Here is a 23,253-nt window from a genome sequence, read left to right as displayed (position 1 = left end):
ATCCTCCTAAAATTCTCTTAATATTCATATAATATTTTATTAATTTGATAATTAGATATAATTTTATCATTGTCTATATAGGCTGTATATGCACAAAATTCTTATTTTGTGTAAATATAATTTTCTGCTAAGCTAGTTTTGCAAATCTTTCTAATGCTTGTCTCATAGAGCCTTGTATTGTAATTAAAACTAATTCTGTTATATTTTCAGGTTTTTCCTTCATGCCATTTTGCAGCCATTGAATAACAATTCCTACTAAGGATACAGTATAGTAATGGGCAACAAAATCCTTATATTTATTTTCCACTGTTAAATCAGTTGTTAATTCGTCTATTATTTCTCTTGATACACGATAAGTTACAGAATACATAAATTTTTCTAAATGTGTTCTTCCTAATGAGCGAAAAGCACATAATGAAACTTTTTCATCCTTTTGTATATAATTAAATAAATGTAATAATCCCTCTTGCCAGGTAATATAATTATTATGAACTTCTAATTGATTTAATGCCTCTTCTTTGTAAACCCATTCTAATAACTTATAAATATCTTGAAAATGATAATAAAAAGTTCTACGATTTAAATTACATATATCCGCAAGCTCTTGAATAGTTATTTTTTCTAATGGTTTTATACTCATTTGTTGTTTTAATGCTTTGCCTAATAATGTTTTTGTATTATTAGTTGAAAGACTTTCAGTCAATAATATCTTTCCTTTCTTTTTTACTTTTTATATATTTTAATTTTTACCCAATACCATTATAAAAGTATCAATTTTGATAACTTATTATAGCATTTGCCTTTTACACCTGCAATAAATCACTTAAATTGATACAAATATTCTAGAACATCAGTTACAAATATTGCATTTCAATTTACAAAATAGCATTTTGCTTTACTATTGAGTTTAATTCATTATTTGATTTTCTATAGTCAATAATATTTTATTGTTTTTCAATAATATATTATTTACATACAATAATTATTGTGGTATTATTTATATATAGAACACACATATTTTGAATTAAATTATAAAAAGTGATTTAATTTAGGAGGTATTTACATGAATTATTATGGAAAAAAATCATTGAGTAGTGCTATTAAAATAGTATTAGATATTGTAAGTATACTAGGAGCAATACTTGCTGTAGTCATTATTTATCAAGGAGTTTCTAGTAAAGGTATAGATGTATCTACACCTACTAAAATCCTAATTGTAGCGCTACTTATTATAGGTATTGGTTCTCTATTTTCTATTATTTTTGATATTAGAAAAATACTTATTTCTTTAGTTAATACAGACCCTTTTACCATTGAGAATGTAAATAATTTAAAAAGAATGTCTTGGAAATGCTATGTAATTAGTGGAACCTATATTTTAAATATGATTTTTAATACTAGTCTTAGAAACTTTAAACTTATATATCTTGATTCCACAGGAATACATACGGATATGGAATTTATAATTTTTTTATTTGCAGGTTGTTTCCTATATATCTTATCTAAAGTATTTGATCAAGCTGTGAAATATAAAGAAGAAAATGATTTTACAATTTAACTTTAGAATTAAGGATGTGATAAACTATGGCAATTATAATTAATTTAGATGTTATGATGGCTAAGAGAAAAATTTCATTACAAGACCTTGCACAAAAAGTAGGAATAACTAATGCAAATCTATCTATACTTAAAAATAATAAGGCAAAGGCTATAAGGTTTTCAACTTTAAATGCCATATGTGAAGCTCTAAACTGTCAGCCTGCTGATATCATTGAATATGTAAAAGGAGATATGGAAGATGAAGAATAGTGAATTTTCAAATGATATAATGGAGAACTCTATTAATACTTCTAAGTTAATAATAACTTCTATATTATTGGGTCTATTGTTTTATATTTTTATGTTCAAATATCTTGGTGTGTCCATGGCTATATATTGTTTAATAATATTTGGAGTATTTATAACAATTAATAAGTCAAGGATCATTACTTCTTTTGAGGGATATTTCTTTTTAATAATTTCCCTAGCATTAAGTATTACCTATGGAATCTTTAATAATCCTGTTTTTAGAATGCTAAATATTATAATAATACCTATATGTATATTAACTTCATTTTTATTCTTTACCTATGGGAAAATCCCATTTACCTTAGATAATATTCTAATTAATATTTTTAAGCTTGAATTTATTAATTCTATTAGAATTAGTACTAAAATACCTATTTATATTATAGATATAGCTAAAAATTCAGGTAGTGAAAAGAAAAGAACTATTACTAAGGGTATTGTAAAAGGCCTTATAGTGGCAATCCCATTATTACTAATTACCTTATCATTACTTTTAGGTGCCGATGATGTATTTAGATATTATGTTGAAGACTTTATTTATGTCTTTGGAAATTTTGATGGCGGTGAGTTATTTAAATTGGTTTTTTCTATAGGTATATCCTTATATTTTTGGGGATTATTTAAAAGTTTAGCGGAGAATGAGAAGCCATTAGAAAAAGGTAACTCTAAAAGCTATAATATAGATGTTATATCTATATTGACTTTACTAATAATCATCAATATATTATATACAGTATTTACCTATATACAGGTGACTCATCTATATACTATGAATTCTTCTAGTTTACCCTCTAGTTTTAATTACTCTGAGTATGCAAGAAATGGATTTTTTCAACTAGTATTTGTAGCCTTTATGAATATAGTTATAATTACTGTTCTGAAATTTATTGTAAAAAGTGAGAATCTAACTATGAATAAAGTCCTTAATATACTATACACATTGACTACATTGTATACACTTAATATGGTTGTATCTGCAATGTATAAGATGAATTTATATATTGATTTCTATGGATATACAAGACTTAGAGTTCTAGTGCAATGTTTTACCTTATTCTTAGGGGTACTTTTAGTACTACTTTCTATATATATTTGGTACAATAAGAGTATGTTTAAATATGGTATTATTATAGGAGCTATACTATATGTGACTTTAAATTTTGTCAATATAGATAATTATATAGCTAAAAATAATATTACACTTGGTGCTAATGATACCTATTATTTAACATGTCTATCTTCAGATGCGTATACTTCAATGATGACTGGGCATAAAAATGGAACTATTGATGACACGACTTTTGCAGAATGGAAAATGTATAATACTAGAGAGATGAAACATTGGTACCAATATAATTACTATTCTTCACAGATAGTTAAATAATAGTTGGATTTGTTTTAATATAGTGTTGATAATGAACTAAATATTATTACTCACAGCTTTGCATAAGTTCACCCATCCGGGTACAGGCAACTAGAGACTCCTTTGCTCTGCAGGAATCTAAGTTTACACTTAAACCGTTTAAAGCAAATCTTAATATTTATAATTCTGTTAGAAAAGACTTCATATTATGATCAAAATCATAATATGAAGTCTTTTATTTTACGTCCAAGTATATCTACTAATTATATAAAGTGATACTATTGTTTTGAGAACATTATATTTGCTATAGCTATAAAAGGCTTATAGAACACCCTATTTATATCATTTTTAAAGAGCTTCTGAGCTGAGGAGGATATTTCTCTATCATTAATTATATCCTCTATGGCTATATTTAAAGCTTTAATCATCCTTACTCCTTCTCTTCCAGCTCCCTCAAGTGGCTTTGATTCTATTCTGATGGCACCACCATAGGAGAGGCTTCCAAGCCACTGCATATTAATTTGGGTACAAAAACATTTTCCACTTTGGATTAAGGGCGTTATTCTTCTACTTTCTGGAAAATTACATTGACCAATTACGAAAAAACTCTTTCCTATTAATAGTTCTCTACAATCTAATTCCATGGTTTCTAAAAAATCTATCACTGGATAAGGAAAGCCATCAACATATAAAGGGCACACTAATCCAATTGTATTACTTTTACTTATAACTTCTCTTAAAGCTTTAATATCTTTATTATTGAAATATTGTTGAATGTTTAGTATATCACAAGGCACACCATGATTAGAGCATAGGGTTTTAAAAGAATTACAAATATTTAAGGAGTTTCCTTTTATTCTTGTACTACCATTTAGTAATAATATATTTTTATCCATTTACTATGTCCTCCTTAAATAATTCTTGAATTTCATTTAAGTGGCTTGAAGGGTTTTCACTATAAATAAACAGTGTTTTATAGGATTTTGCATCAAAATTAATGTAATTAGCTTTTACTAAAGTTTTAAAAGCTTCTTCTTCCATTTGAGAGTGTTTATTACCTATACCTATAACAAGAAATATTTTATTATTATAAGGCATTTTGTGGATCATATACCCTTCTTTTATTTGGAGAAATGCAGAACCTATTGGTAACAATCTATCCACTGCTTTTTTTAGGTTTTTAGAATATGCTCCATATTTTATAGGTGTAAGAAATATTATAACCTCACTATCTTTATAGGAATTAACTACTTCTATACCTTGATCTTTTAGCATACATTCACCCTTTGCACATAAGGCACAACATCTACAATAGCCAATATCCATATCTCTAAGCTTTAATTGAGTTAATTCATGATGTTTTAAATTATCTATTACTATATCTTCTATATCATTTGTATCATCCATACCATTAAAAACACATATTTTCATATTTACCCCCAATATTACAATAGACATTACTAGAAACATTAACAAAGTTTAATAATTAAACAGCGTTTAATTTAATTATACTCTTTATGATTGTATTGTCAATTGTATTAATAGTCTTGATAGTAGAAGGTATAAATGCTTTTAATAGTCTATTTTTATAGAGATGAAGCATACTTATATTGGAAATAAATCTATACAAACAAATATTCTTTATGAAGCACCCAAGTGTTATTTACCCATTTATAAATACTCACATTATCAAAGTCACATTGAAAATCACAAGGATATTTATTTACATAATCCCAAAGTTCATGAAAAATGTTATTTATTCTTTTAGAGCTCACAGTAACATGAAATATCTTATCTTTTCCATCCTTTTTGTCAAAACTCATATAAGGTATAGAAGCTAAATTATCAATTAAGCCATCATGAAGGGCCTTTCCACCAGTGCTCATTTGTACAGCCATGTATATAACTCTATTATCAAAGTGATTGTAGCCTTTAATACTCATAGGTTCTTTTTTATGGTTAGCACAATACCTTTCAATGGTCTCTTCTAGTAAGCATATATCTTCGTCATATTCAAAGGGTGCTTTTATAGTAAAATGAGCTGGCAATTTTGAGGATTTAGCTCCAAACTCGCTATAAACTTCTTTTCTCAACCTATTATTAAATTCTCCAGCATTTCCTTTTACTACTGAAACAATTACATATCTCATAATTAGCTTAGTGAAAAAGCATGTGATATACTCTCTCACTAATTCACCTCCAAGTAATATTCTACTATTTTAATGAATGTATATATTTAAATTATTATCTTAATACATCTTCTCCAACCCATTTTCTTAATACTTTTGGAATTACGATGCTGCCATCCTCTTGCTGCATCTGTTCAACTATGGCAGGAAGTAATCTGCTAGTTGCTAAGCCAGAAGCATTTAGAGTGTGAACAAATTCAGTTTTTTTACTATTTTCTCTCTTAAATCTAATCATTCCACGCCTAGCTTGATAATCTTTACCATTTGAAGCAGAACTTATTTCTTTATATTCATTAATACTTGGAAGCCAAACTTCAATATCAAGGGTCTTAGACATAGAACCACTACAATCCTTAGCTGCTAGTTTTGACACTCTATAGTGAAGTCCTAATCCCTGTACCAATTTTTCAGCTTTTTGAATCAATTCTTCTAAAGCTGCAGCTGAATCTTCAGGCCTTGTGTATTGAAACATTTCAACTTTATTAAACTGGTGACCTCTTATCATTCCTCTTTCAGAAGCTCTATGACTTCCAGCTTCAACCCTATAACAAGGGGTGTATGAGAAATATTTTTTAGGAAGTTCTTCGTCCTTTAAAATCTCACCTCTGTGTAAATTAATTAGTGCAGTTTCTGAGGTTGGAAGCATGAACTGCCCTCCTTCTGTACCATCTTCATTAACTCTATAAACCTCATCTGCAAACTTGGGAAATTGACCAGATGTCACTCCACACTCATTAGTTAGAATGTGTGGTGGTAGAATAAACTCATAACCATCCTTAATATGCTCTTCTATAAAGTAATTTAATAGAGCCCATTCCAGTATGGCTCCAGTTCCTTTATAAAGCCAAAAGCCATTTCCACCTAATTTTACTCCTCTTTCATAGTCAATTAAATCATGTTTTTTAACTAATTCCATATGGTCTTTGAAATCAAAGTCTAAGGTAGGCTTACGTCCCCACTCTCTAATAACCTTATTATTTTCTTTTCCTCCAGCCAATACATCTTCATCAGGCAGGTTTGGTAATTCTATTAAGAAGCTGTTGATTTTTGCTTCGTAGCTATCTAATTCATTTTCTAATTCATTAATTTTATTAGAGAGCTCCTTCATTTCTGTATAGTAGGTTTCAACTTCTTTTCCTTGCTTTCTCAGTACTGAAATTTCTTTTGATACTGAATTTTTCTTATTTTTCATAGCCTCTACTTGAACAATTAAATCTCTTCTAGTACGATCCCACTGAAGTAATTCACTAAAGTCTATACTATCCATCCTTTTAAGTAAAGCAGCCTTTACTCTATCAGGATTTTCTCTAATTAAATTTAAATCTAACATAATAAAACCTCCGTTTTTACTTTAATATAATAAATATGTCCTAGAAATAATAAAATTTTCATACACTATAAGTTGTTTTTAAAACATAACTTATAATTAATTATTTAAATATATTTCTGAAAATGCATTTTCAAGTAAATAAAAAAACTCCCGTCTCTGTAAAAATACAGAGACGGGAGTTGGATTCCCGCGTTGCCACTCTAATTGCTATAATAGTATATAATTATAGCCTCTCAATTGTGTTATACAGGACACAAACCCTTAACTCATCGCTAAATGCTCAGGAAGTGGACGGACTACTTAGTATACTAGTTCACACCAACCACTAGCTCTCTTAATACTTACATAATCTTTTTTTCCATCATTGCTTTAATATATATATTGCTATTTATACTAGCAGAGGTTTTAAAATGTGTCAATAGCTTACAAAAAATTATATGCAAACTAAACTTTCTAATATGCTTATTATCTAAGTCAATATCTTAACATTACTCAAGTCTGCTTCCATTCCTTTCAATGCAGCATAAGTCAGTTTATCCATCATATCAAATCTGAGTATATCAAATCTGTTTCTATAAATGTACACTTATCAAACTGCGTATTTCTTAAGTCAAGCATTCTTAGTTTTGTTTTATTAAGTGTAGAACCATAAAAAACTCCCCCTATCAAATCTGACTTATCAAAACATGTATTTTCTAATATAGCATTTCTAAAACTACAATTCTTTTTCATATCCATAACGGTCACTCTCGAGTAACGGCTTTAAAATCATCGTATCTGTATGTCCACGTAAGAGATCAGAGGACATTTTTTTTCATTCATTTTCTTCACCTCATAAATACATTGCAACTCACATTACTATGACTGTAAAGGTACTCTTTCAGTCAGACTACAATAATCATTGTTATATATATTTTGTTTATAATGAAATATATATTTTATTTTTCACCTAATCTATAACTTCTAAAGTAAATGCTTTTCAAAATAAAAAAAAGTCCCTGAAAACCCCGTAAAATGGATATTTCCAAGGACTTTATATATTACTTTTTAACCAGCTTTAATACCGTCTCCACGTGTGTCGGTATTAGTTACCTGTTATTTTATCAGGGAGTTCTATTAGTAGCTAGGCGGAGAATTTTTGATGCTTACATCCAATTCACACTTAGAACCAATTTCTAATTCAATTTATATCATATTTATTAGTGAGAAGTATTGAATATAGGCTACTTATTAGGTTTTATATTTTTATTCTTTTTCCATACATATATATTCCCAACTAGTTTAAATCCAACCGATTCGTAAAGTTTATTAGGAGCCGGATATCTTTCTGGCATAGCAGTATATACAGTAGCTTTATCTGCACCTAAATCTTTAGCAATACTTAATTCATGAAATAGCAATGCTTTACTAATGTCTCTTCTTCTATATTCATGATAACAAGATACAGCTTCGATAGTTGCTAATTTGTTCTTTTCATCATATCTTCCACTACATAACGCTACTACATTCTTATCAGGACCAATAACTACTAGGTCTAACTCTTTTCTATAAGTTGATGTTTTATAAAAATTTTCAAAAATATTGTTATTGAATAAAATTCCATAACATAACTTATAAGCCTTATATACTTCATCATGCTCTTTAAGATTAGAAACTGATTCTATATAAAATCCCTCAGGTAAATCCATATTTATTAATGTGTTCTTTAAGTCGAACTCTCTTCTTACCCAATATTCCTCTGTCTTACAATACCCTCTGTTTAATAAAACATTTTCGTAGTCTCTATCATTTTCATAGACGTTGAATTCAACATTGTTATCTTCATCGGAATAAAACTCTTCTGCAACTTTAACAGTTTCATTAAAGAGAAATCTATAATCCATTGATATACATGAACTTCCCTCTTCGAGTATTCCAACTAATTCATCACCATCAAACCAAAGAAAGAATTTATCTAACACTTCATCAATACTCTTAACAGGTTCTTCTAATCCACATGCTAGTGCACACTGAAATTCAAATAGAGTTAAATTATCATAAAACCTTGTCCCATAAGACTCATAACTTTTTTCTAAGAAAGTACATATTATTTTATAATCATTTATATCCTTATATCTTCTATATGTTATTGCCATTTTTTTAACCTCAACTTTCTAAATTTAATTTTAATATCAATCAGTAAACATAATTCATTTAATTTTTTTCACTAATATCAGAAGTTTTCACATCATATATTTCCATAAATCACCTTATAACATTTCTTTGTGCTATAATTCTATTTATTATATTCTATATTTTTAGATTCCATCATATAATTTACCAATAAATCCATTATAATGTATTAAATTACATTTTAAAACTATATTGTAAAAATATATATTAATCTAAGTTTATTGTAAATTTTCAATAATTGTAAAAATATATGTAAATTACTCTTTTCAGGTTAGAGACTAACTAGTATATGCATCTAAAACCTATTATCGATAAATTAATTTATATAATCTTTCAATATCCATGAAATATATCTTAGACTATATATTCCATGGAGGATCAAATTGTCGCACTTCCTATGACATTGCATATTAAGCATCAGATTTTTACAATTTATAGTTGCAATTACTCTATTATCACTTGTTTTATAATCTAAAAAAACTTACTGTTTTTATTTCTTCACAGTGATCTAATTTTTGCTTTTCTTCAGTTTTTACTACTTCTTCCTTAATCTCTTTTTTACATTCATCCTCATTATTTTGCAAAGGATACACCACTGTATAAAGGTTTGAAGTCTGTCCTCCTTTTTCTCTAAATCGGCTGTCTTTCTTTACTATTCAATATGGGATGGATCAAACTGCATACCTGTCCGTTATAGAAGATGGGGTTCATTTTAAAAGTTGTAAAACACTTGAAGAAGCTATTGAAAAAGTTGATAACTACATAGAATAGTACAATTATCATAGATATCAATTGGTATTGAAAAAGATGATTCCTATTCAATATAGAAATCATCTTTTAAGTGCTACTTAAACCCTTTTTTATTGTGTCCTTGACAAGGGGTCCATTTTAGTTTGCTATTTTCTTTACTTGTTCTTCTATTAATTAACACATATCTTTAATTGGAAAAAATTACACATTTGAAGCGCTTGTCATCTCAACTTTTGAATTTAGCTGCAAAAACATAATTCCTATACCACTAATGAGTATCATAAGATAGAAACTGATTCCTCGACTGAGTAGCATAGCAGAGCTTAGTATATGAACTGGAAACAGAGTCCTAAAGAATACTAAGAATCCTCCCTCTCCTATTCCCACTGCACCCGGTAAAGGTAATGCTGCACCTGCAATGTATAAGGCAGATTGAATTAGAATGAAGTGAATTAAAGATGCAGAAGACATTCCAAAGGCTTTATAAACCCAAAATGGGATGCTATGTAACGCTGAAATCTGTATTGTGGTAATAAGGATAGTCTTAATTATAAATATTTTATCATTTTTAATATAATCTGCCCCTTTTTTATACTTTTCTATCTCTATCAGGGCATTTTCTTTGAAAATTACAGATTTTTTAGGATTAAAATGTTCTAAAATTTTAACAACTAAATTTACAGCTTTAAAAATAATTTTTTTCGAAAAAATAGCTGTCAATATTAGCACTAATAAAATTACATTCAATCCAATCCCTAAATATAGTAACACACTAAACTTCCCAAGGGTTTCTTTAAAAAAATTAAATTTTATTATTAAACTCATAATTGCCATTGATACAGTAATAAATTGATAGGATGCAAGACATATTAGCAAAGCAAGCATAGAATTGGAAATATTTATCTTTTTTTTATGCATATAATACACCTGCATTGGCTGGCCACCTGTAGCAGACGGTGTTATAGAACTGAAAAAAATTCCTACCAATGAATACTGTATACATTGAAGTAAAGTTGACCTTTCTTTAAATACTCCTAAACTACGCCTGATATTTATGGCTTCACAGAGAACCACAACAAGCATAAAAACTATACCTATAGCGATATATACTAAGTTTACTTGTGACACTGTTTTTATAATATCTTTAAAATCAGCATTGAAAAAAAACAGCTTGAATGTTATAGCAACAATGATTATAAACAATCCACCATTTTTCATTAAATTCCATAGTTTTCTACCCTTACTCATAAAGCTCCTCCACCGTTCCAAAGGTAAACCCTTGTGATTTCCAAATTGGGAGAACTATTTCTAATGCTTCAACAGTTCTTTTGGGCGCATCATTTTTACCTCGTCCATCATGAAGACAGATAATATCCCCTTTTTCTGTTTCACGAAGCAATCTATCTGCTATAACCCTTGCCTCTATGTTTGCCTTCCAATCTCCCACAATTACGTTCCAAAGAACAATATCTAAATTTTCTTTCTTTATTTCTTTTATAGCTGCTAAACTAAAATGCCCCCAAGGAGGTCTGAAAAATTTTGGCTTAATCCCAAGTTCTTTCAATATCTCCATGCTTTTCGAAAAATCTTTTCTTGTATTCCTCGGTGTTTGAAGAATTTCATTCTTGTGTTCTAGTGAATGTAACCCTATAGCATGGCCATCTTTTTTAAGTTTTTCAATAATTTTCGGGTTATTTTTAGCAAATTCTGCTACCACAAAGAAGGTCGCTGGAATTTGGTAAGTTTTTAGAACTCGAAGAACCTCTGTTGTATATTTACTATCCACGCCATCATCAAATGTTAAATATATATTTTCTACTCCCATTCCTTTTCTTTGCTTTTTCAGTTGTCTATTCCACCTTCTGTAAAGCAATGTGGGAATAGCTCCATATATCATTAAAACTAACAGAATAGTGGTTAGCATTATTATAATCCACATCTTTTCGCCCATTCCTCTCGTAAATTTTCTTTAGTTTGAATTCCGAAACTTCCCTTCTCAAAAGCTGCATGTTATATTTCATTTCTCCAAGCACCCTCGCATTACTTATTAAAGCTATTATATCCTCTGATATATCAAAATCATTTCCCCAAGCAATTTTCCCTATGTGCATTTTTTCAATAAAATTCGCATTTCCAACCTCTTGACATAAAAATGGTTTAATAATATATAAAGGAGTGGTACTATAAATCGCTTCAAAAGTTGAAATTCCTCCTGGCTTAGTGATTAATAAATCTGCACTTTTCATATATCTGTATACCTGATTTGTATACCCAATTGCCTCTATTTTAGGGTAGTCTTTTTTTAGTTTTTTTAATAATTTTTTATTTTTACCAGTTATAATTGTAATATGAACATTGCTTGTCTCATATAATCGTTCTAATATATTATCAAGGTCTGGTATTAATCCCAATCCCCCTCCCATTATAAGGATTTTCTTTTTATCCTGGTGGGATTTAACTTGCAGTTCATTATTATCATCAATGGACTTAAATGATAACACCCGTCTATTATCGTGGGATTTAAACTGTAGATCCTGTTTAAATGTCTGCCTTACAGGTATGCCGCTTACAACAATTTTTTTACCATCAACCCCTTTGGCTACAAGGCTTTCCTTTGTACTTCTCGTGGCTACAAAATACATATCAGTCATGTTAGTAATCCATCCATCATGAGCAGTAATGTCAGTGATATATGTATATAGAGGAATATTAACTTTATATTCCTTCTTGTAAGTTGAAATAAATCTAGAACTTGCAGACCATGTAGATATTATTAAATCTGGATCATATTTCTCAATTAAAGAATTTATTTTATTTAAATTTCGTCTCTTTAAGCAAGAATCTCCATGTTTTGTAGCAAAACTATTTATAAAATTATACACACCTGAAAATCTACATATAAAAAGATTAAAGAATCCATAAATTAGTTTAAAAATAATAGGAAATAATGCTTTAACACTATCCTGAATTTCAATGGTATCATTAGAATCCGATACAAGTAGTTCTTCCTTAATAGCTTCTGCAGTACAGTAGTGTCCCATTCCAAAACGACTTGTTAATATTAATATTTTCAAATAATTACTCCCTTTCTTTATTTTCCCTCACTGTGTGGCCATAAGAATTGAAAATGAACATTCCTTTAACCTACTTCTGTCTTAATGATACTCTTCAATTATTAATTTTAACTTCATAAAATCTTAAGATTTTATGAAGATTTTATACAAGATTTAAGAAAGATTCTACATTTTGGTTTTCATCTTTACTTTCAAATACCATTTTCTTTATAATATGATTTTCTAAATAATCTCATTAAACTTCATGATTTCTCCTGAAATCTGGCATAAAAATACCCCTAAAGTAGTTGAAACATACTCTGGGGTAGTTATACTATATCATTTTAGTTTTTAATGATAGTCCTTCACTAAAAGCAGGATACTTTCTATCTCTTTCAGATGTTATAATTTTCATTCCTTCTGAAATGGGCCAGTCAATATCTATTGTTTTATCGTTCCAAGGAATACCACCTTCATCTTCTGGATGATAATAGTCAGTAAGCTTATAAACAAATTCAATAGTATTTTCCCACTATGTTTTACTAACGCTTATACTATACAAATGACAATTCCGTGTCAAGCCAAGTTTCGATATCATTTCTTATATCAATAATTGAGTCCTCCAGTGAAAAACGAAAACCTTGGCAACCTCCATTACAATGATCGCTTATCCCTCTTTTTATTCCACAGCCATATCCCTTTTCAATCATTTCTTGTATAAATGAAGGGAATTTTTCAATGGTATCAGCGTATTTATGGGTGTTCTTCGCTTTGATGTTTATTTGATAACCATTGTTAAGTGATACATTAATTCCCCATATCTCTTTACTTTTATAAGAATACTTAATCTTTATCCATAAATCTTTTATTTCCATATTACATTTAAGCCCTTTATCCAAATAACGCTTATGTAGCTGCAATATAAAATCTTGTACATTGGCAGATAAAGGTTTCATAGTATCTTTTAATATAGAAATAATCTCATCTGTTTTATTGTTTTCCAATACTCTGTAATCACATCGCAATAAAATATCGGAGAAGCGGCAATAACTGATTGTATTAGATTTATTGACCTTGGATTCCTTGGCGTTTCCACCAAATTCTATCTCTGCTATTGCCATTACCTTGAGACCAGTCAACATATCAGGATTCTCAGGATAGGAAATTTTTATTCTTTCAGCTTTTAATAAATCTGGTTTTTTATCATTCAAGTTTATACCTTCAATCACTATGCCGCAATCAGTCAAGAATCGCAGGGCCTCAACGTATTTTGAAACGGGGGTTTTCGTGTTGAATATATTGCTTCCCACGGTAAGAGATTGGGCACTTTCTGTTAGTGCCCCATGAAAACCTATATTCAATAATAAGCATTTCACATTGTGCAGGAATGGAAAATATACGGAAATAGTAACGCGGTCATCAAATTCGTGAGCATTCTTTTTATGATTATCATAGGAATCGCCTTCAACAATCAAAACATCGCAAAGCTTATACAAAAAGTTTCTGAAGACAAGAACTCCTTCTCGAATGTTTTCCTCCTTTGAAATATCTTCAAACATAGGATTAATTGTATATGTTTCAGGTATTTCTGACGTAATAACATTCTTTAAGTGTTTTGCCATATCCTTCAGTGTCTTTTGCATTTATTTCACTTCTTTCTTCGCAAAGTCAACTTTATACTGCCATTCACCGTATTTTTGGTCATTATCAGTTATAGTTCCTTCCGTAAGGGTTATACGCAGAACGATTGAGTCAGGGTTGTCTTCGTCGCCATGTGCATCGAACCATGTGAAGATTTTTTTCATCTTGGCTCTTATTTCCGCGTTCCTCTCGTCCTTTACCCAACCGAGATTTTCAGCCCTTCCTTGAGCAACAAACAAGTCTAGCCCACAAATGGAAACCTCGTTATTTTTCCCAATTTCCAGCGTTTTATTTTTATTAGTGTCTGTAGAAACATAAAACACACCGTCTTCATAATAAGCATCAACCATACGGACAGAAGGACGGGGACTTCCCATGGCATTCGGGTACAATGCAATAGTTGCAAGAGCAATAAGGTTGTCCTTTCCGTTTCCGCAGTATTCTTCCATAAGCTTCATAGCGTTTTCATACTTGTTCATAATAATTCCTCCATTTATTTTTTATTTTCCTATTGGTTCTGTCATACTTTGCATTTCGCAATTACCTAAATAATACATGGGAACTTCCTTATATTTTTATATTCCTTCTTTTAGCTTGATGGGAAAATATCTTTGCATTTGTTTATAGCCAAGTCCCTTTTCTATGTCTTTATAGGCAATATCTCTTCCATCTTCATATAAATAAGGCATATTGAACATAACATTGCGGCCTTTGTCAAGCTCAAAATTTGTGCTTTCAATCCATCGGCGAACTTTATCTTCCACTTTGTGTATGCTCTCGTTATCTTCGTCAATACTGACTGTCATAGCGTATAAGCCTCCCGGAAAATCGAACAATTTAAAAGGGCTTACATCCGCATTGGTAACACCATCTTTAACGGCACATATCCATTCAGCTTTGTCATTTTTAGACAGCAAAAAATCAAAACAATCGAAAATCACACTCTTATACAAATGACAATACTGCCACAACTGGTACATATATCCTCCTTCTTTGAACATTTCCCCCCACGGGTGGTTGCCGCACGTTACCGCCTTGAATTCCGGTATCCTGACAACCATTATATCAGGAATTTTTTTATCTAAATTTTCCGTTATTTCAATCAAGCGGTTTATATTGGAGGGCTTGCCGATATAGTCAACGCTTATCAACTGTGTTTCAATCTCTTTAGCCTTGTTATACAGCAGTTTTATGTCGGAGTTGTCTGCAAAGTTCACTTGTTCGATTTCGCGTATAAAATCCAGCACGATTTCTTTCAACTCATGCAAAAGCGCAACCTCGTCGTCTATGCTCTGTACTTTTTTCCCCAGCACTTCTAAAACTACATCGGAACCGGAAGTGTTGAAAACACGTTGAATGTCTTTTATGCTGATATTCAGCTTGCGTAAAATGAGTATTTGTTCAAGCCGCCTAATAGCGTTTTCGTCGTACATTCTATATGTGTAGTCATCACTTCGGGTGCTGGACAGCAATCCCATGTCCTCATAATAACGCAGTGTACGGGCTGTAATGTCATATTTGCTTGACACATCTTTGATTTTGATTAGGTTGTTCATTTGTTTCGACCTCTTTTCTAAATTATCAGGGATAACCTTAGTATAACGGATTCCCCAAAGGAAGAGTCAAGAGGCTAATGCCATTTTTCTGTAGAAAATACAAATTTTCTCTATTATTGAGAAACGGCATAACACCGTATATAACATTTTCTATCTGCTACAAGCAAAGAATATCCTCTTTCATCTAGAAATATTTTAGACTCTATGGTATAAAGTCCTTCTATGGTCAAACATTTTTTAAACTTGAATTGACCCATTTTTTGACTTCCTTATATTACTCTAAATCACAGTTTACAAGTTTCACTTGGTATACCAGTCTATAGTTTTAACTATTCCAACTTCAAAGGTAGTCTCCGGAGACCATCCAAGGTCCTTTCCAATTTTACTAGGATCTATAGCATATCTTCTATCGTGTCCTTTCCTATCTTCTACATAAGTTATTAGAGAATCACTTATACTTTTATCATAATTTTTATTTAAATAATCTATTATAATTCTAACAATGTCCAGATTAGTTTTTTCATTGTGGCCTCCTACATTGTAAATTTCCCCTACTTTACCTTCATTTATTACCATATCAATAGCTCTACAATGGTCTTCGGCATATAGCCAATCTCTTACATTTAAGCCATCTCCATATATAGGAAGAGAATTTAGAGTAAGGCAATTATTTATTAAAAGAGGTATTAATTTTTCAGGAAATTGATATGGTCCATAATTATTAGAACAGCGCGTTATATTTACAGGCATTTTATAAGTATCGAAGTAAGCTTTAACCAATAAATCAGCAGAAGCTTTACTTGCTGAATAAGGGCTATGGGGATCTAAGGGAGTTGTTTCTAAAAAGAAACCTTCTTCACCAAGGGAACCATATACTTCATCAGTGCCGATTTGGAGGAATTTTTTACCTGATTTCCATCCATTGGAATTATGCCAAGCTTCTTTTGCACAATTAAGAAGATTAAGAGTGCCTAAAACATTGGTTTTAACAAATATTTCTGGATCACTAATACTTCTATCTACATGAGATTCAGCAGCAAAATTCACTAGATAGTCTATTTCATAAACTTCAAACAAGTGACTTACTAGTTCACTATTACCGATATCTCCTAATACAAAGGTATATCTTTCATCCTTTTCTATATCCTTTAGGTTTTCTAAATTACCTGCATAGGTTAGCTTATCTAGGTTTATAATCTTGATATTTTTATATTTATTTAACATATATAGTATGAAATTTGAGCCAATAAAGCCGGCTCCACCTGTAACTAAATAAGTTTTCATAATATAGTTATCCCCTTCCAAATTTAATTTAATATGTGAGTATGAATATATATAAAAGTACGGTACCAATACTCTTAATTTGTATAAGGAATTTAAGTTTTATTATTCATTAGCTTTTTTACATATAAACATTCCAGCTTCTTTTTCAATAGTCAAATTGCCTGTTTTTTCAAACTTACCTCTAATGTATGTTTCAAAATCTTCATATCTATCCTTTAGTATTTCATGTTCATTACCATGACAGGATAATATATAATCAAGTAGAGGCTTATAATCATCTACAATTAAGGAATCCTTATGAATGTGTAAAGTTATATCCTTGAACCAAGGTTCCAGTTGAGCTGTTCCATTTTCTAGTCCAAAGATCTCATAGAGATTCACTTCTGAAAGGGATATTCTACTATCATAGCCTTTAGTAATATCCTCTATTTTTTTCATATGTTTTTTCCCATAGGTACTACAATAGAAGTATCCGCCTGGTTTTAACACTCTTTTAATTTCAGATAGTGTCTTTTCTCTATCATTTATATAAAAAAGCATATGATTAGCTATTATGATATGAAAGCTTTCATTTGGATAAGGTATATCAGAAGAATTAATAGTTTCAAACTTAAAAGTTTTATTTAAAGATTTTAATCTTTCTTTCGCGTCATTAAGCATGCCATTAGATATATCTGATAGAATTATTTCACTAGGGCATGGAAGATTATCACCATTGCATTTCCAAAGCTCACCATTGCCACAGCCTAATTCAAGTATACGAGGATTTGGAGGAATAGTGTAATTTCCAAACATCCAGTTAAACCACCCTTGTTTATTTACACTATATTTATCATGTAAGCTGATTCTTATATCAACATTGGTTGAATCTTTATATTGATCTACTAAATCCTTTTCCATATTTAATAAGTGAATGATGTTTATTATTTTCTCCCAAAGGAATTCATCATCCCTTTCAAAGATCTTCTCAGCTTCTTCTATGGATTTTTCTATTCTTTCCATATGATTGATTTTATCCCTAACAATTTGTTTTTGTTGCTGTAAGGAATGCTTTAAATAATCAGTGGTGTTATTACTTGTTATAAACATAGTTATATCTTCTAAGGAGAAACCTAAGTACTTTAGAGTTAATATTTTTTGGAGCTTTGCAAAATCTAAATCGGTATATAATCTATATCCAGCCTCAGTGAGTTTTGAAGGCTTCAATAAACCCTTGTTGTCATAAAACCTTATAGTTCTAATGGTAACTCCAGCTTTTTTTGCAAACTCCCCAGCAGTATAAAATTTTTCCTCTCTCATTTTCATCACCCAACTTCATTATATCGGGTTACTTTAGGTAAGGGTCAATAGGATAATGCAAATATTTTCAAATAATATAAAACCCCCAAAAGCCATACACAAAGAAAATGTGAAATTTCTATGTAATACCTTTTAGGGGCTAACTATTATTTATTTTTCATATTGCTCTTCATCTAAAATTTTGTTTAATTTATTTTCAGTGATCCAGAGCTTCTTTTACTTTCGATTATAAGCAACTAAGCTATTCCTATTATTCTTATGTAAATCAATTAATTTGATATATTCTTTATCAGCAATTTTTAATGCATCTTTAATTACTAAAAGTTCGTCCTTGGTAAACATTTTATCCACCCCATTTATTTAATATCTTGGCTTTGTTTTAATGATTGTTGATTATAGAACTACATATTAAAACAAAGCTAATATCTTAAATTATATCCATATTTATAAAATAATTTATTATTTAGATTTGTGCTTTCAACTAGTTTAATGAAATACTAAGCTAAGTTAGCTTTACTTTTTTATAAGTTTAAGAGCTGTACTAACAGGAGTTTTTATACTAAAGATAATATTGTCATCAATTATTAATTTACATTCATTTTCATTTACTTTAATTTCATCAGGTGCTGTACTTTTAGGACCCAACTCTCTATATTTTGCTGCATCTACATTAACATTGAATTTCTTGCTTTTAGCACCTGTAAGTTTAATTATTGTTCCTTGGTTATTATTATCAATGACTTTAAACTCTATAGTATTATTGCGCATAGGATTACCGTTTAAAGCTACAAGGGCTGGACTCATTTCGATAGTAGCTTTTCCAATGAGTGTCATCCAACCACCACTTAGATTCAGACGTATTACTACATCTAAGCCGTAGGCTTTCTCAAGAGCAGTTAATGCTTGGCCTAACTCATATATTGTTAATTCATAATTCATTATGTTTTACCTCTTTTCTTATTAACAATTTATAATCTATTACATAGAATTTGATATGTATGTAACTACAGATATAAATTGTTAATTAAATAGTATCTTTGCTAAATGTACAAAATATTATACTACTATTATAGCAAAATTTAAATCTTAGCAAATTAAATAGCAATAATTAATATAAATCATTAGTTAAATTTTCATTAATTAAAAGAGATATCTCAAAAGAGATACCTCATATGATTTATTATTCTTTTACTGTGGGAAGGTCACTCAAATTGTTGCTCTCATTATCATCTGGTAGAGTTCGTAAATATTCCTCATGGTTTCTTGTAGCAATAGCAACACTTGCAATACAACCTTGTTTAGCTAAGGAAATCCCTTCTTCTTTAGAGACTTGTTCTCCATTCGATAGTTCATAGCCTACTACTTTCCCGTTCTCTTTAACTAATTTAGTAATAGTGTTTGCATCTAACTTAGGAGTTGATACTTCTTTGTTAATGTTTTTTGGTAATCCACCTATGGTTCCATCATTCATATTACTCATACTATAACCTCCTAATGTTTATTTACATTAGTTTGTCTAGTTTTAGTAATAATATTCAATGAATAATTTTAAAAAGATAGTCATATTTAATGATTAGTGAATAATCCAGCCCCTTCAATGATTTCCTGATCCCTAAACAAACTTGAGACGACTTCATTGTAATCACTTAGTTTTTGTGCTTTTTTTATTTTCTTGGCATGTTTTTTATTATCTGAAAATATGTAAATCATATAGCCCCATAGTTCTTTCATTCTAAACAGTGTAATTCTATCATCATTAAATAATTCTATGTATTTATTTAAGACCTCATCATGAAAATCTTTTAATACTTCTTTATTTAGATTAGTAGTATTTTTTATCTCATTGATTAACCCTGGATTAGCAAGTATACCTCTGCCTAGCATTACTGTATTTACTTTTGGGAAAGCTTCTATTAATTTATTATGGCCAATAGCAGTGAAAATATCGCCATTATAACATACTGGACTTTTACTTAAAGATAATGCATCTTTAAACACCTCTAAATTAGGTTTATTTCCATAAAAATCTTTTTGTGTTCTAGGATGAATAATTAATTCTTCTAAAGGATATTTATTGTAAATTTTTATTAGCTCATAAAATTCTTCTGGACTCTCTTTTCCTATTCTAGTTTTTATAGAGATCTTCATATCATCCATTTTAAATATTTCATCTAAAAACATATGAAGCTCTTCTCTTTTTGCTAGAAATCCTGAGCCTCTATTTTTTGAAACAACAGTTCCAGAAGGACAGCCTAAATTTAAATTAACCTCATTATAACCTAATTGTTGCAATTTCCTAGAAGTAGCAATAAAACCTTCTGAATCGTTAGTAAGTATTTGCGGCACTAGGTTCATCACTTCATTATTTTCAGGCAAAATATCTCTTAATTCTTTAGTTTTAAGACTTCTACTTTCATTTGGAACAATAAAAGGTGTAAAGTATTTGTCAATGTTATAAAAAAACTTTTCATAAGAATTTCTATATATGTATCCCGTAATTCCTTCCATTGGTGCTAAATAGTATTTCATTTAATAACTCCTTTATAAACATTCTAAAAAATATTATATCAGCCTTCTTTTTCCTTATCTACTTAATATTAAAATAAGATAAAAAAGATAAATAAGATGTTATAATATTAAGGTATATAATCTATGTTAAGTGGTGAAATCTATAAGTGGGAGGATGTATTTAAAGATGGAATCTATTAGAGAATTATTTAATTTAAAAATAGGATTAGTATTAGCTGGTGGCGGTGCTAAAGGTGCCTATGAGGCAGGTGTTCTTAAAGGGCTTTGGGAACTGGACATAATACGAAGAATTTCTGTTGTTTCAGGTACGTCTATTGGCACCATTAATGCACTTATGATTTCCATGGATGATGGTAAAATTATGGATGAGAGTTGGTCCAGTTTAAATTATTCAAGATTCATTAGTAATGAGATTAATGTTAAAAATTTAAAAATTTCTGAATTTATTAAGAAAGCTAAAAGTAGAGATATATCAGCTATTAACCTAATAAAGGATAATGATATTGGTCTATTTTCTCAAAGTGGAATTCGAGAGTTTATTGAACAGTATGTTGATTTAAAGGTTATAAAGGAATCAAAGAAAATATTTTATGCCTGTGCATATAACATAGATTTGAAAAGGCCAGAATATTTTATGTTAAATCAATTTAAGGAAGATGAGATAATAGATATTGCCCTTGCTTCATGTTCAATACCATTTATGTTTAAACCAATTAGAATAAATGAATATAGATATTCAGATGGTGGAATAAACAACCCTAAGTATTCATGTCAAAATGCTGATAATGTGCCTATAACACCTTTAAAAGAGCATAATTGTGATGTTATTATTGTGGTGCATTTATCTTATAAGCAACCTATAGATAAATCTAAGTTTGAGAATACACCTATTATAGAAATATACCCATCTATACATCTTGAACCAATAAATGGAATTGGAACAGTAAATCTAATGACAAGTACAGTAAATCAACACATAGATCTTGGTTATAGGGATACATTAGCTGTGTTAGCACCAATGATAATAGATATGTTAAAGGGTAAACCTATAGACAAATTAGTTAAAAAACATGAAGAATATAACAAGGAACTATTAATAAAAAATAGGTCTATTTTCTAAAATTATTAAAACTCCTATGCTAGTTGAAAAGATGAAAAAGCTTGGACATATCGCCAAGCTTTCTATGTTAACCGTCCCCTATTCCTTGCAGGCGCTAACCATAGCCTGTACATTCACCAGTGGTGTTCTAGTTCCAATTCCACATGCAGGAGATAAGATATTGACTCCAGATTCAATACAATATCTAGAAGCTTTCTTTATTTCTTCTGGAGTATTTTTTTCTAATGACAATGTACTTACATTGCCCATTATTGCTTTGTTGTTAACCGTCCCCTTTACTTCTTTTACACTTGTGATTGAATCGAAACTTATAGCGTCGCTTTCTAGTTCGTTCAATTCATCGTAAATACTTTTTAATCTTCCACAAATATGGACAATAAGTCCTGTTTTACAAAGAGGTCTAAGTTCTTTTACTATTTTATTTATGTATCTTACCCCGTATTCATGGAAAAGTTTTGGTCCTAAAATCTCCCCTGTAGCACTTGGATCGGAAATAGCAATAACATCAGCGCCAGCGGCTATCTGAGCTTTTCCAAAGATTATCAAATTCTCCGTTACAAATTCCATAAATTCATGGCACAGTTCTCTTTTTTTAATTATCTCTTTATAAAAAATTGTAGGCTCCACAAGGGAGGAGGCAAGAGAAACAGGACCTGTCAGGTTGCCTACTATTGGCACTGCATTATTTTTGTTTTTTAATATGCTTATAGCCTCTAAAGTAACATTTATTCGCTTATTGTCCTCTACCTCTATTCTCTTCAGTTTTACCCATTCTGCAACAGAACTTATAGGATATCTATCTATTCTTGGTTCATTTACCTTGCTTCCCATAATAACTGCTGCCCCCATAGCCTCAGCCTCTACTGTCATACAAAAAGGTACCCCGTAATTCTCAAAGCCTCCAAACTCATACATTCCTGCTGAAAGCTTTGCCATAAGCACCGCATCTGAATGAGCATCTGGCCACTGACAACCAGTCTTGTTCATTATATCTTCGACTATCATATTCATCATGCCGCCGGGACATATACAAGGAATTCTATCCACTTCTTGCTTTCTAAGGGACTTATACAGCCGTTCCTTAGGTGTTAACACGGAATCACCTGCTTTCTTATTTAA

At 30.1% G+C, this 23,253-nt stretch carries 25 protein-coding genes, 1 pseudogene and 1 other annotated feature; of the genes and pseudogenes, 4 read left to right on the top strand and 22 right to left on the bottom strand.

Annotation, left to right across the window (positions count from 1 at the left end; all coding sequences use genetic code 11):
• Positions 1-127: 127 nt before the first annotated feature.
• Positions 128-703 carry a TetR-like C-terminal domain-containing protein gene (locus ACI48Q_RS10615; protein WP_474919052.1) on the bottom strand — a complete coding sequence of 192 codons (576 nt, stop codon included), beginning with the start codon at positions 701-703 and terminating at the stop codon, positions 128-130.
• A gap of 360 nt (positions 704-1,063) precedes the next feature.
• Between ACI48Q_RS10615 and ACI48Q_RS10610 the strand changes: the two genes are divergently transcribed.
• From ACI48Q_RS10610 to ACI48Q_RS10600, 3 genes are read left to right on the top strand one after another with little or no spacing between them, the layout of a single operon-like run.
• Complete coding sequence (locus tag ACI48Q_RS10610; RefSeq protein ID WP_474919051.1) at positions 1,064-1,558, top strand: DUF2975 domain-containing protein; 495 nt, start codon at positions 1,064-1,066, stop codon at positions 1,556-1,558.
• Between the two features lie 26 nt (positions 1,559-1,584).
• Positions 1,585-1,809 (top strand): helix-turn-helix domain-containing protein, encoded by a 225-nt coding sequence (locus ACI48Q_RS10605; RefSeq protein WP_474919050.1) that lies wholly within the window; start codon positions 1,585-1,587, stop codon positions 1,807-1,809.
• Positions 1,799-3,232, top strand: coding sequence for a DUF4153 domain-containing protein (locus ACI48Q_RS10600; protein ID WP_474919049.1), 1,434 nt, complete (start codon positions 1,799-1,801; stop codon positions 3,230-3,232). The genes ACI48Q_RS10605 and ACI48Q_RS10600 overlap by 11 nt, the downstream gene beginning before the upstream one ends.
• 257 nt (positions 3,233-3,489) lie before the next feature.
• Here ACI48Q_RS10600 and ACI48Q_RS10595 read toward each other — a convergent pair whose 3' ends face one another.
• From ACI48Q_RS10595 to ACI48Q_RS10500, 20 genes and pseudogenes are all read right to left on the bottom strand, one after another.
• The gene (locus tag ACI48Q_RS10595; RefSeq protein ID WP_474919048.1) at positions 3,490-4,107 is read right to left on the bottom strand and encodes a flavodoxin family protein; all 618 of its coding nucleotides are present in this window, start codon (positions 4,105-4,107) and stop codon (positions 3,490-3,492) included.
• Entirely contained in the window at positions 4,100-4,642 is a 543-nt protein-coding gene (locus tag ACI48Q_RS10590; protein ID WP_474919047.1) for an NAD(P)H-dependent oxidoreductase, read from the bottom strand. Before ACI48Q_RS10590 ends, ACI48Q_RS10595 begins: the two co-directional genes overlap by 8 nt.
• A gap of 191 nt (positions 4,643-4,833) precedes the next feature.
• Positions 4,834-5,361 carry a 2'-5' RNA ligase family protein gene (locus tag ACI48Q_RS10585; RefSeq protein ID WP_474919517.1) on the bottom strand — a complete coding sequence of 176 codons (528 nt, stop codon included), beginning with the start codon at positions 5,359-5,361 and terminating at the stop codon, positions 4,834-4,836.
• 94 nt (positions 5,362-5,455) lie between these two features.
• A complete protein-coding gene (serS, locus tag ACI48Q_RS10580; RefSeq protein WP_474919046.1) occupies positions 5,456-6,730 on the bottom strand; it encodes a serine--tRNA ligase in 1,275 nt (424 codons plus the stop codon).
• A 165-nt stretch (positions 6,731-6,895) separates the two neighbouring features.
• Positions 6,896-7,104 (bottom strand) — a binding site (T-box leader).
• A 166-nt stretch (positions 7,105-7,270) separates the two neighbouring features.
• A complete protein-coding gene (locus ACI48Q_RS10575) occupies positions 7,271-7,468 on the bottom strand; it encodes a hypothetical protein (RefSeq protein ID WP_474919045.1) in 198 nt (65 codons plus the stop codon).
• 485 nt (positions 7,469-7,953) lie between these two features.
• A complete protein-coding gene (locus ACI48Q_RS10570) occupies positions 7,954-8,865 on the bottom strand; it encodes a GNAT family N-acetyltransferase (RefSeq protein ID WP_474919044.1) in 912 nt (303 codons plus the stop codon).
• Between the two features lie 988 nt (positions 8,866-9,853).
• Entirely contained in the window at positions 9,854-10,900 is a 1,047-nt protein-coding gene (locus ACI48Q_RS10565) for a lysylphosphatidylglycerol synthase transmembrane domain-containing protein (RefSeq protein WP_474919043.1), read from the bottom strand.
• Positions 10,893-11,525, bottom strand: a complete 633-nt coding sequence (locus ACI48Q_RS10560) for a polysaccharide deacetylase family protein (protein WP_474919042.1) — start codon at positions 11,523-11,525, stop codon at positions 10,893-10,895. Before ACI48Q_RS10560 ends, ACI48Q_RS10565 begins: the two co-directional genes overlap by 8 nt.
• Positions 11,503-12,726, bottom strand: a complete 1,224-nt coding sequence (locus ACI48Q_RS10555; RefSeq protein ID WP_474919041.1) for an MGDG synthase family glycosyltransferase — start codon at positions 12,724-12,726, stop codon at positions 11,503-11,505. Before ACI48Q_RS10555 ends, ACI48Q_RS10560 begins: the two co-directional genes overlap by 23 nt.
• A 313-nt stretch (positions 12,727-13,039) precedes the next feature.
• Entirely contained in the window at positions 13,040-13,225 is a 186-nt protein-coding gene (locus ACI48Q_RS10550; RefSeq protein ID WP_474919516.1) for a dTDP-4-dehydrorhamnose 3,5-epimerase family protein, read from the bottom strand.
• A gap of 34 nt (positions 13,226-13,259) precedes the next feature.
• Complete coding sequence (locus ACI48Q_RS10545; RefSeq protein ID WP_474919040.1) at positions 13,260-14,348, bottom strand: hypothetical protein; 1,089 nt, start codon at positions 14,346-14,348, stop codon at positions 13,260-13,262.
• A complete protein-coding gene (locus ACI48Q_RS10540) occupies positions 14,349-14,825 on the bottom strand; it encodes a pyridoxamine 5'-phosphate oxidase family protein (protein ID WP_474919039.1) in 477 nt (158 codons plus the stop codon).
• A 96-nt stretch (positions 14,826-14,921) separates the two neighbouring features.
• Positions 14,922-15,902 (bottom strand): helix-turn-helix domain-containing protein, encoded by a 981-nt coding sequence (locus ACI48Q_RS10535; RefSeq protein ID WP_474919038.1) that lies wholly within the window; start codon positions 15,900-15,902, stop codon positions 14,922-14,924.
• A 113-nt stretch (positions 15,903-16,015) separates the two neighbouring features.
• The gene (locus ACI48Q_RS10530) at positions 16,016-16,159 is read right to left on the bottom strand and encodes a hypothetical protein (RefSeq protein ID WP_474919037.1); all 144 of its coding nucleotides are present in this window, start codon (positions 16,157-16,159) and stop codon (positions 16,016-16,018) included.
• 52 nt (positions 16,160-16,211) lie between these two features.
• Positions 16,212-17,186 (bottom strand): annotated as a pseudogene (gene rfbB / locus ACI48Q_RS10525) (dTDP-glucose 4,6-dehydratase); the annotation flags it as partial.
• Positions 17,187-17,288: 102 nt separating this feature from the next.
• Entirely contained in the window at positions 17,289-18,485 is a 1,197-nt protein-coding gene (locus ACI48Q_RS10520) for a MerR family transcriptional regulator (protein ID WP_474919036.1), read from the bottom strand.
• A 216-nt stretch (positions 18,486-18,701) separates the two neighbouring features.
• Positions 18,702-18,827: a hypothetical protein gene (locus tag ACI48Q_RS10515; protein WP_474919539.1), complete on the bottom strand. Its 126-nt coding sequence runs from the start codon at positions 18,825-18,827 to the stop codon at positions 18,702-18,704.
• 171 nt (positions 18,828-18,998) lie between these two features.
• Positions 18,999-19,424, bottom strand: a complete 426-nt coding sequence (locus ACI48Q_RS10510) for a UDP-N-acetylglucosamine pyrophosphorylase (RefSeq protein ID WP_474919035.1) — start codon at positions 19,422-19,424, stop codon at positions 18,999-19,001.
• 241 nt (positions 19,425-19,665) lie between these two features.
• Positions 19,666-19,965: a DUF3892 domain-containing protein gene (locus ACI48Q_RS10505; RefSeq protein WP_474919034.1), complete on the bottom strand. Its 300-nt coding sequence runs from the start codon at positions 19,963-19,965 to the stop codon at positions 19,666-19,668.
• Between the two features lie 86 nt (positions 19,966-20,051).
• Complete coding sequence (locus ACI48Q_RS10500; protein ID WP_474919033.1) at positions 20,052-21,014, bottom strand: tRNA dihydrouridine synthase; 963 nt, start codon at positions 21,012-21,014, stop codon at positions 20,052-20,054.
• Positions 21,015-21,180: 166 nt separating this feature from the next.
• Between ACI48Q_RS10500 and ACI48Q_RS10495 the strand changes: the two genes are divergently transcribed.
• Complete coding sequence (locus tag ACI48Q_RS10495; protein ID WP_474919032.1) at positions 21,181-22,134, top strand: patatin-like phospholipase family protein; 954 nt, start codon at positions 21,181-21,183, stop codon at positions 22,132-22,134.
• Between the two features lie 78 nt (positions 22,135-22,212).
• On the opposite strand, the gene ACI48Q_RS10490 is transcribed toward ACI48Q_RS10495, so the two are convergent.
• Positions 22,213-23,229 carry a methylcobamide:CoM methyltransferase MtbA gene (locus ACI48Q_RS10490; RefSeq protein WP_474919031.1) on the bottom strand — a complete coding sequence of 339 codons (1,017 nt, stop codon included), beginning with the start codon at positions 23,227-23,229 and terminating at the stop codon, positions 22,213-22,215.
• Positions 23,230-23,253 lie beyond the last annotated feature (24 nt).

The sequence above is a fragment of the Clostridium sp. LXY-7 genome (assembly GCF_056172015.1).
The sequence above is the reverse complement of the archived record's forward strand: the minus strand, read 5'-3'. Positions and strand labels throughout refer to the sequence as shown.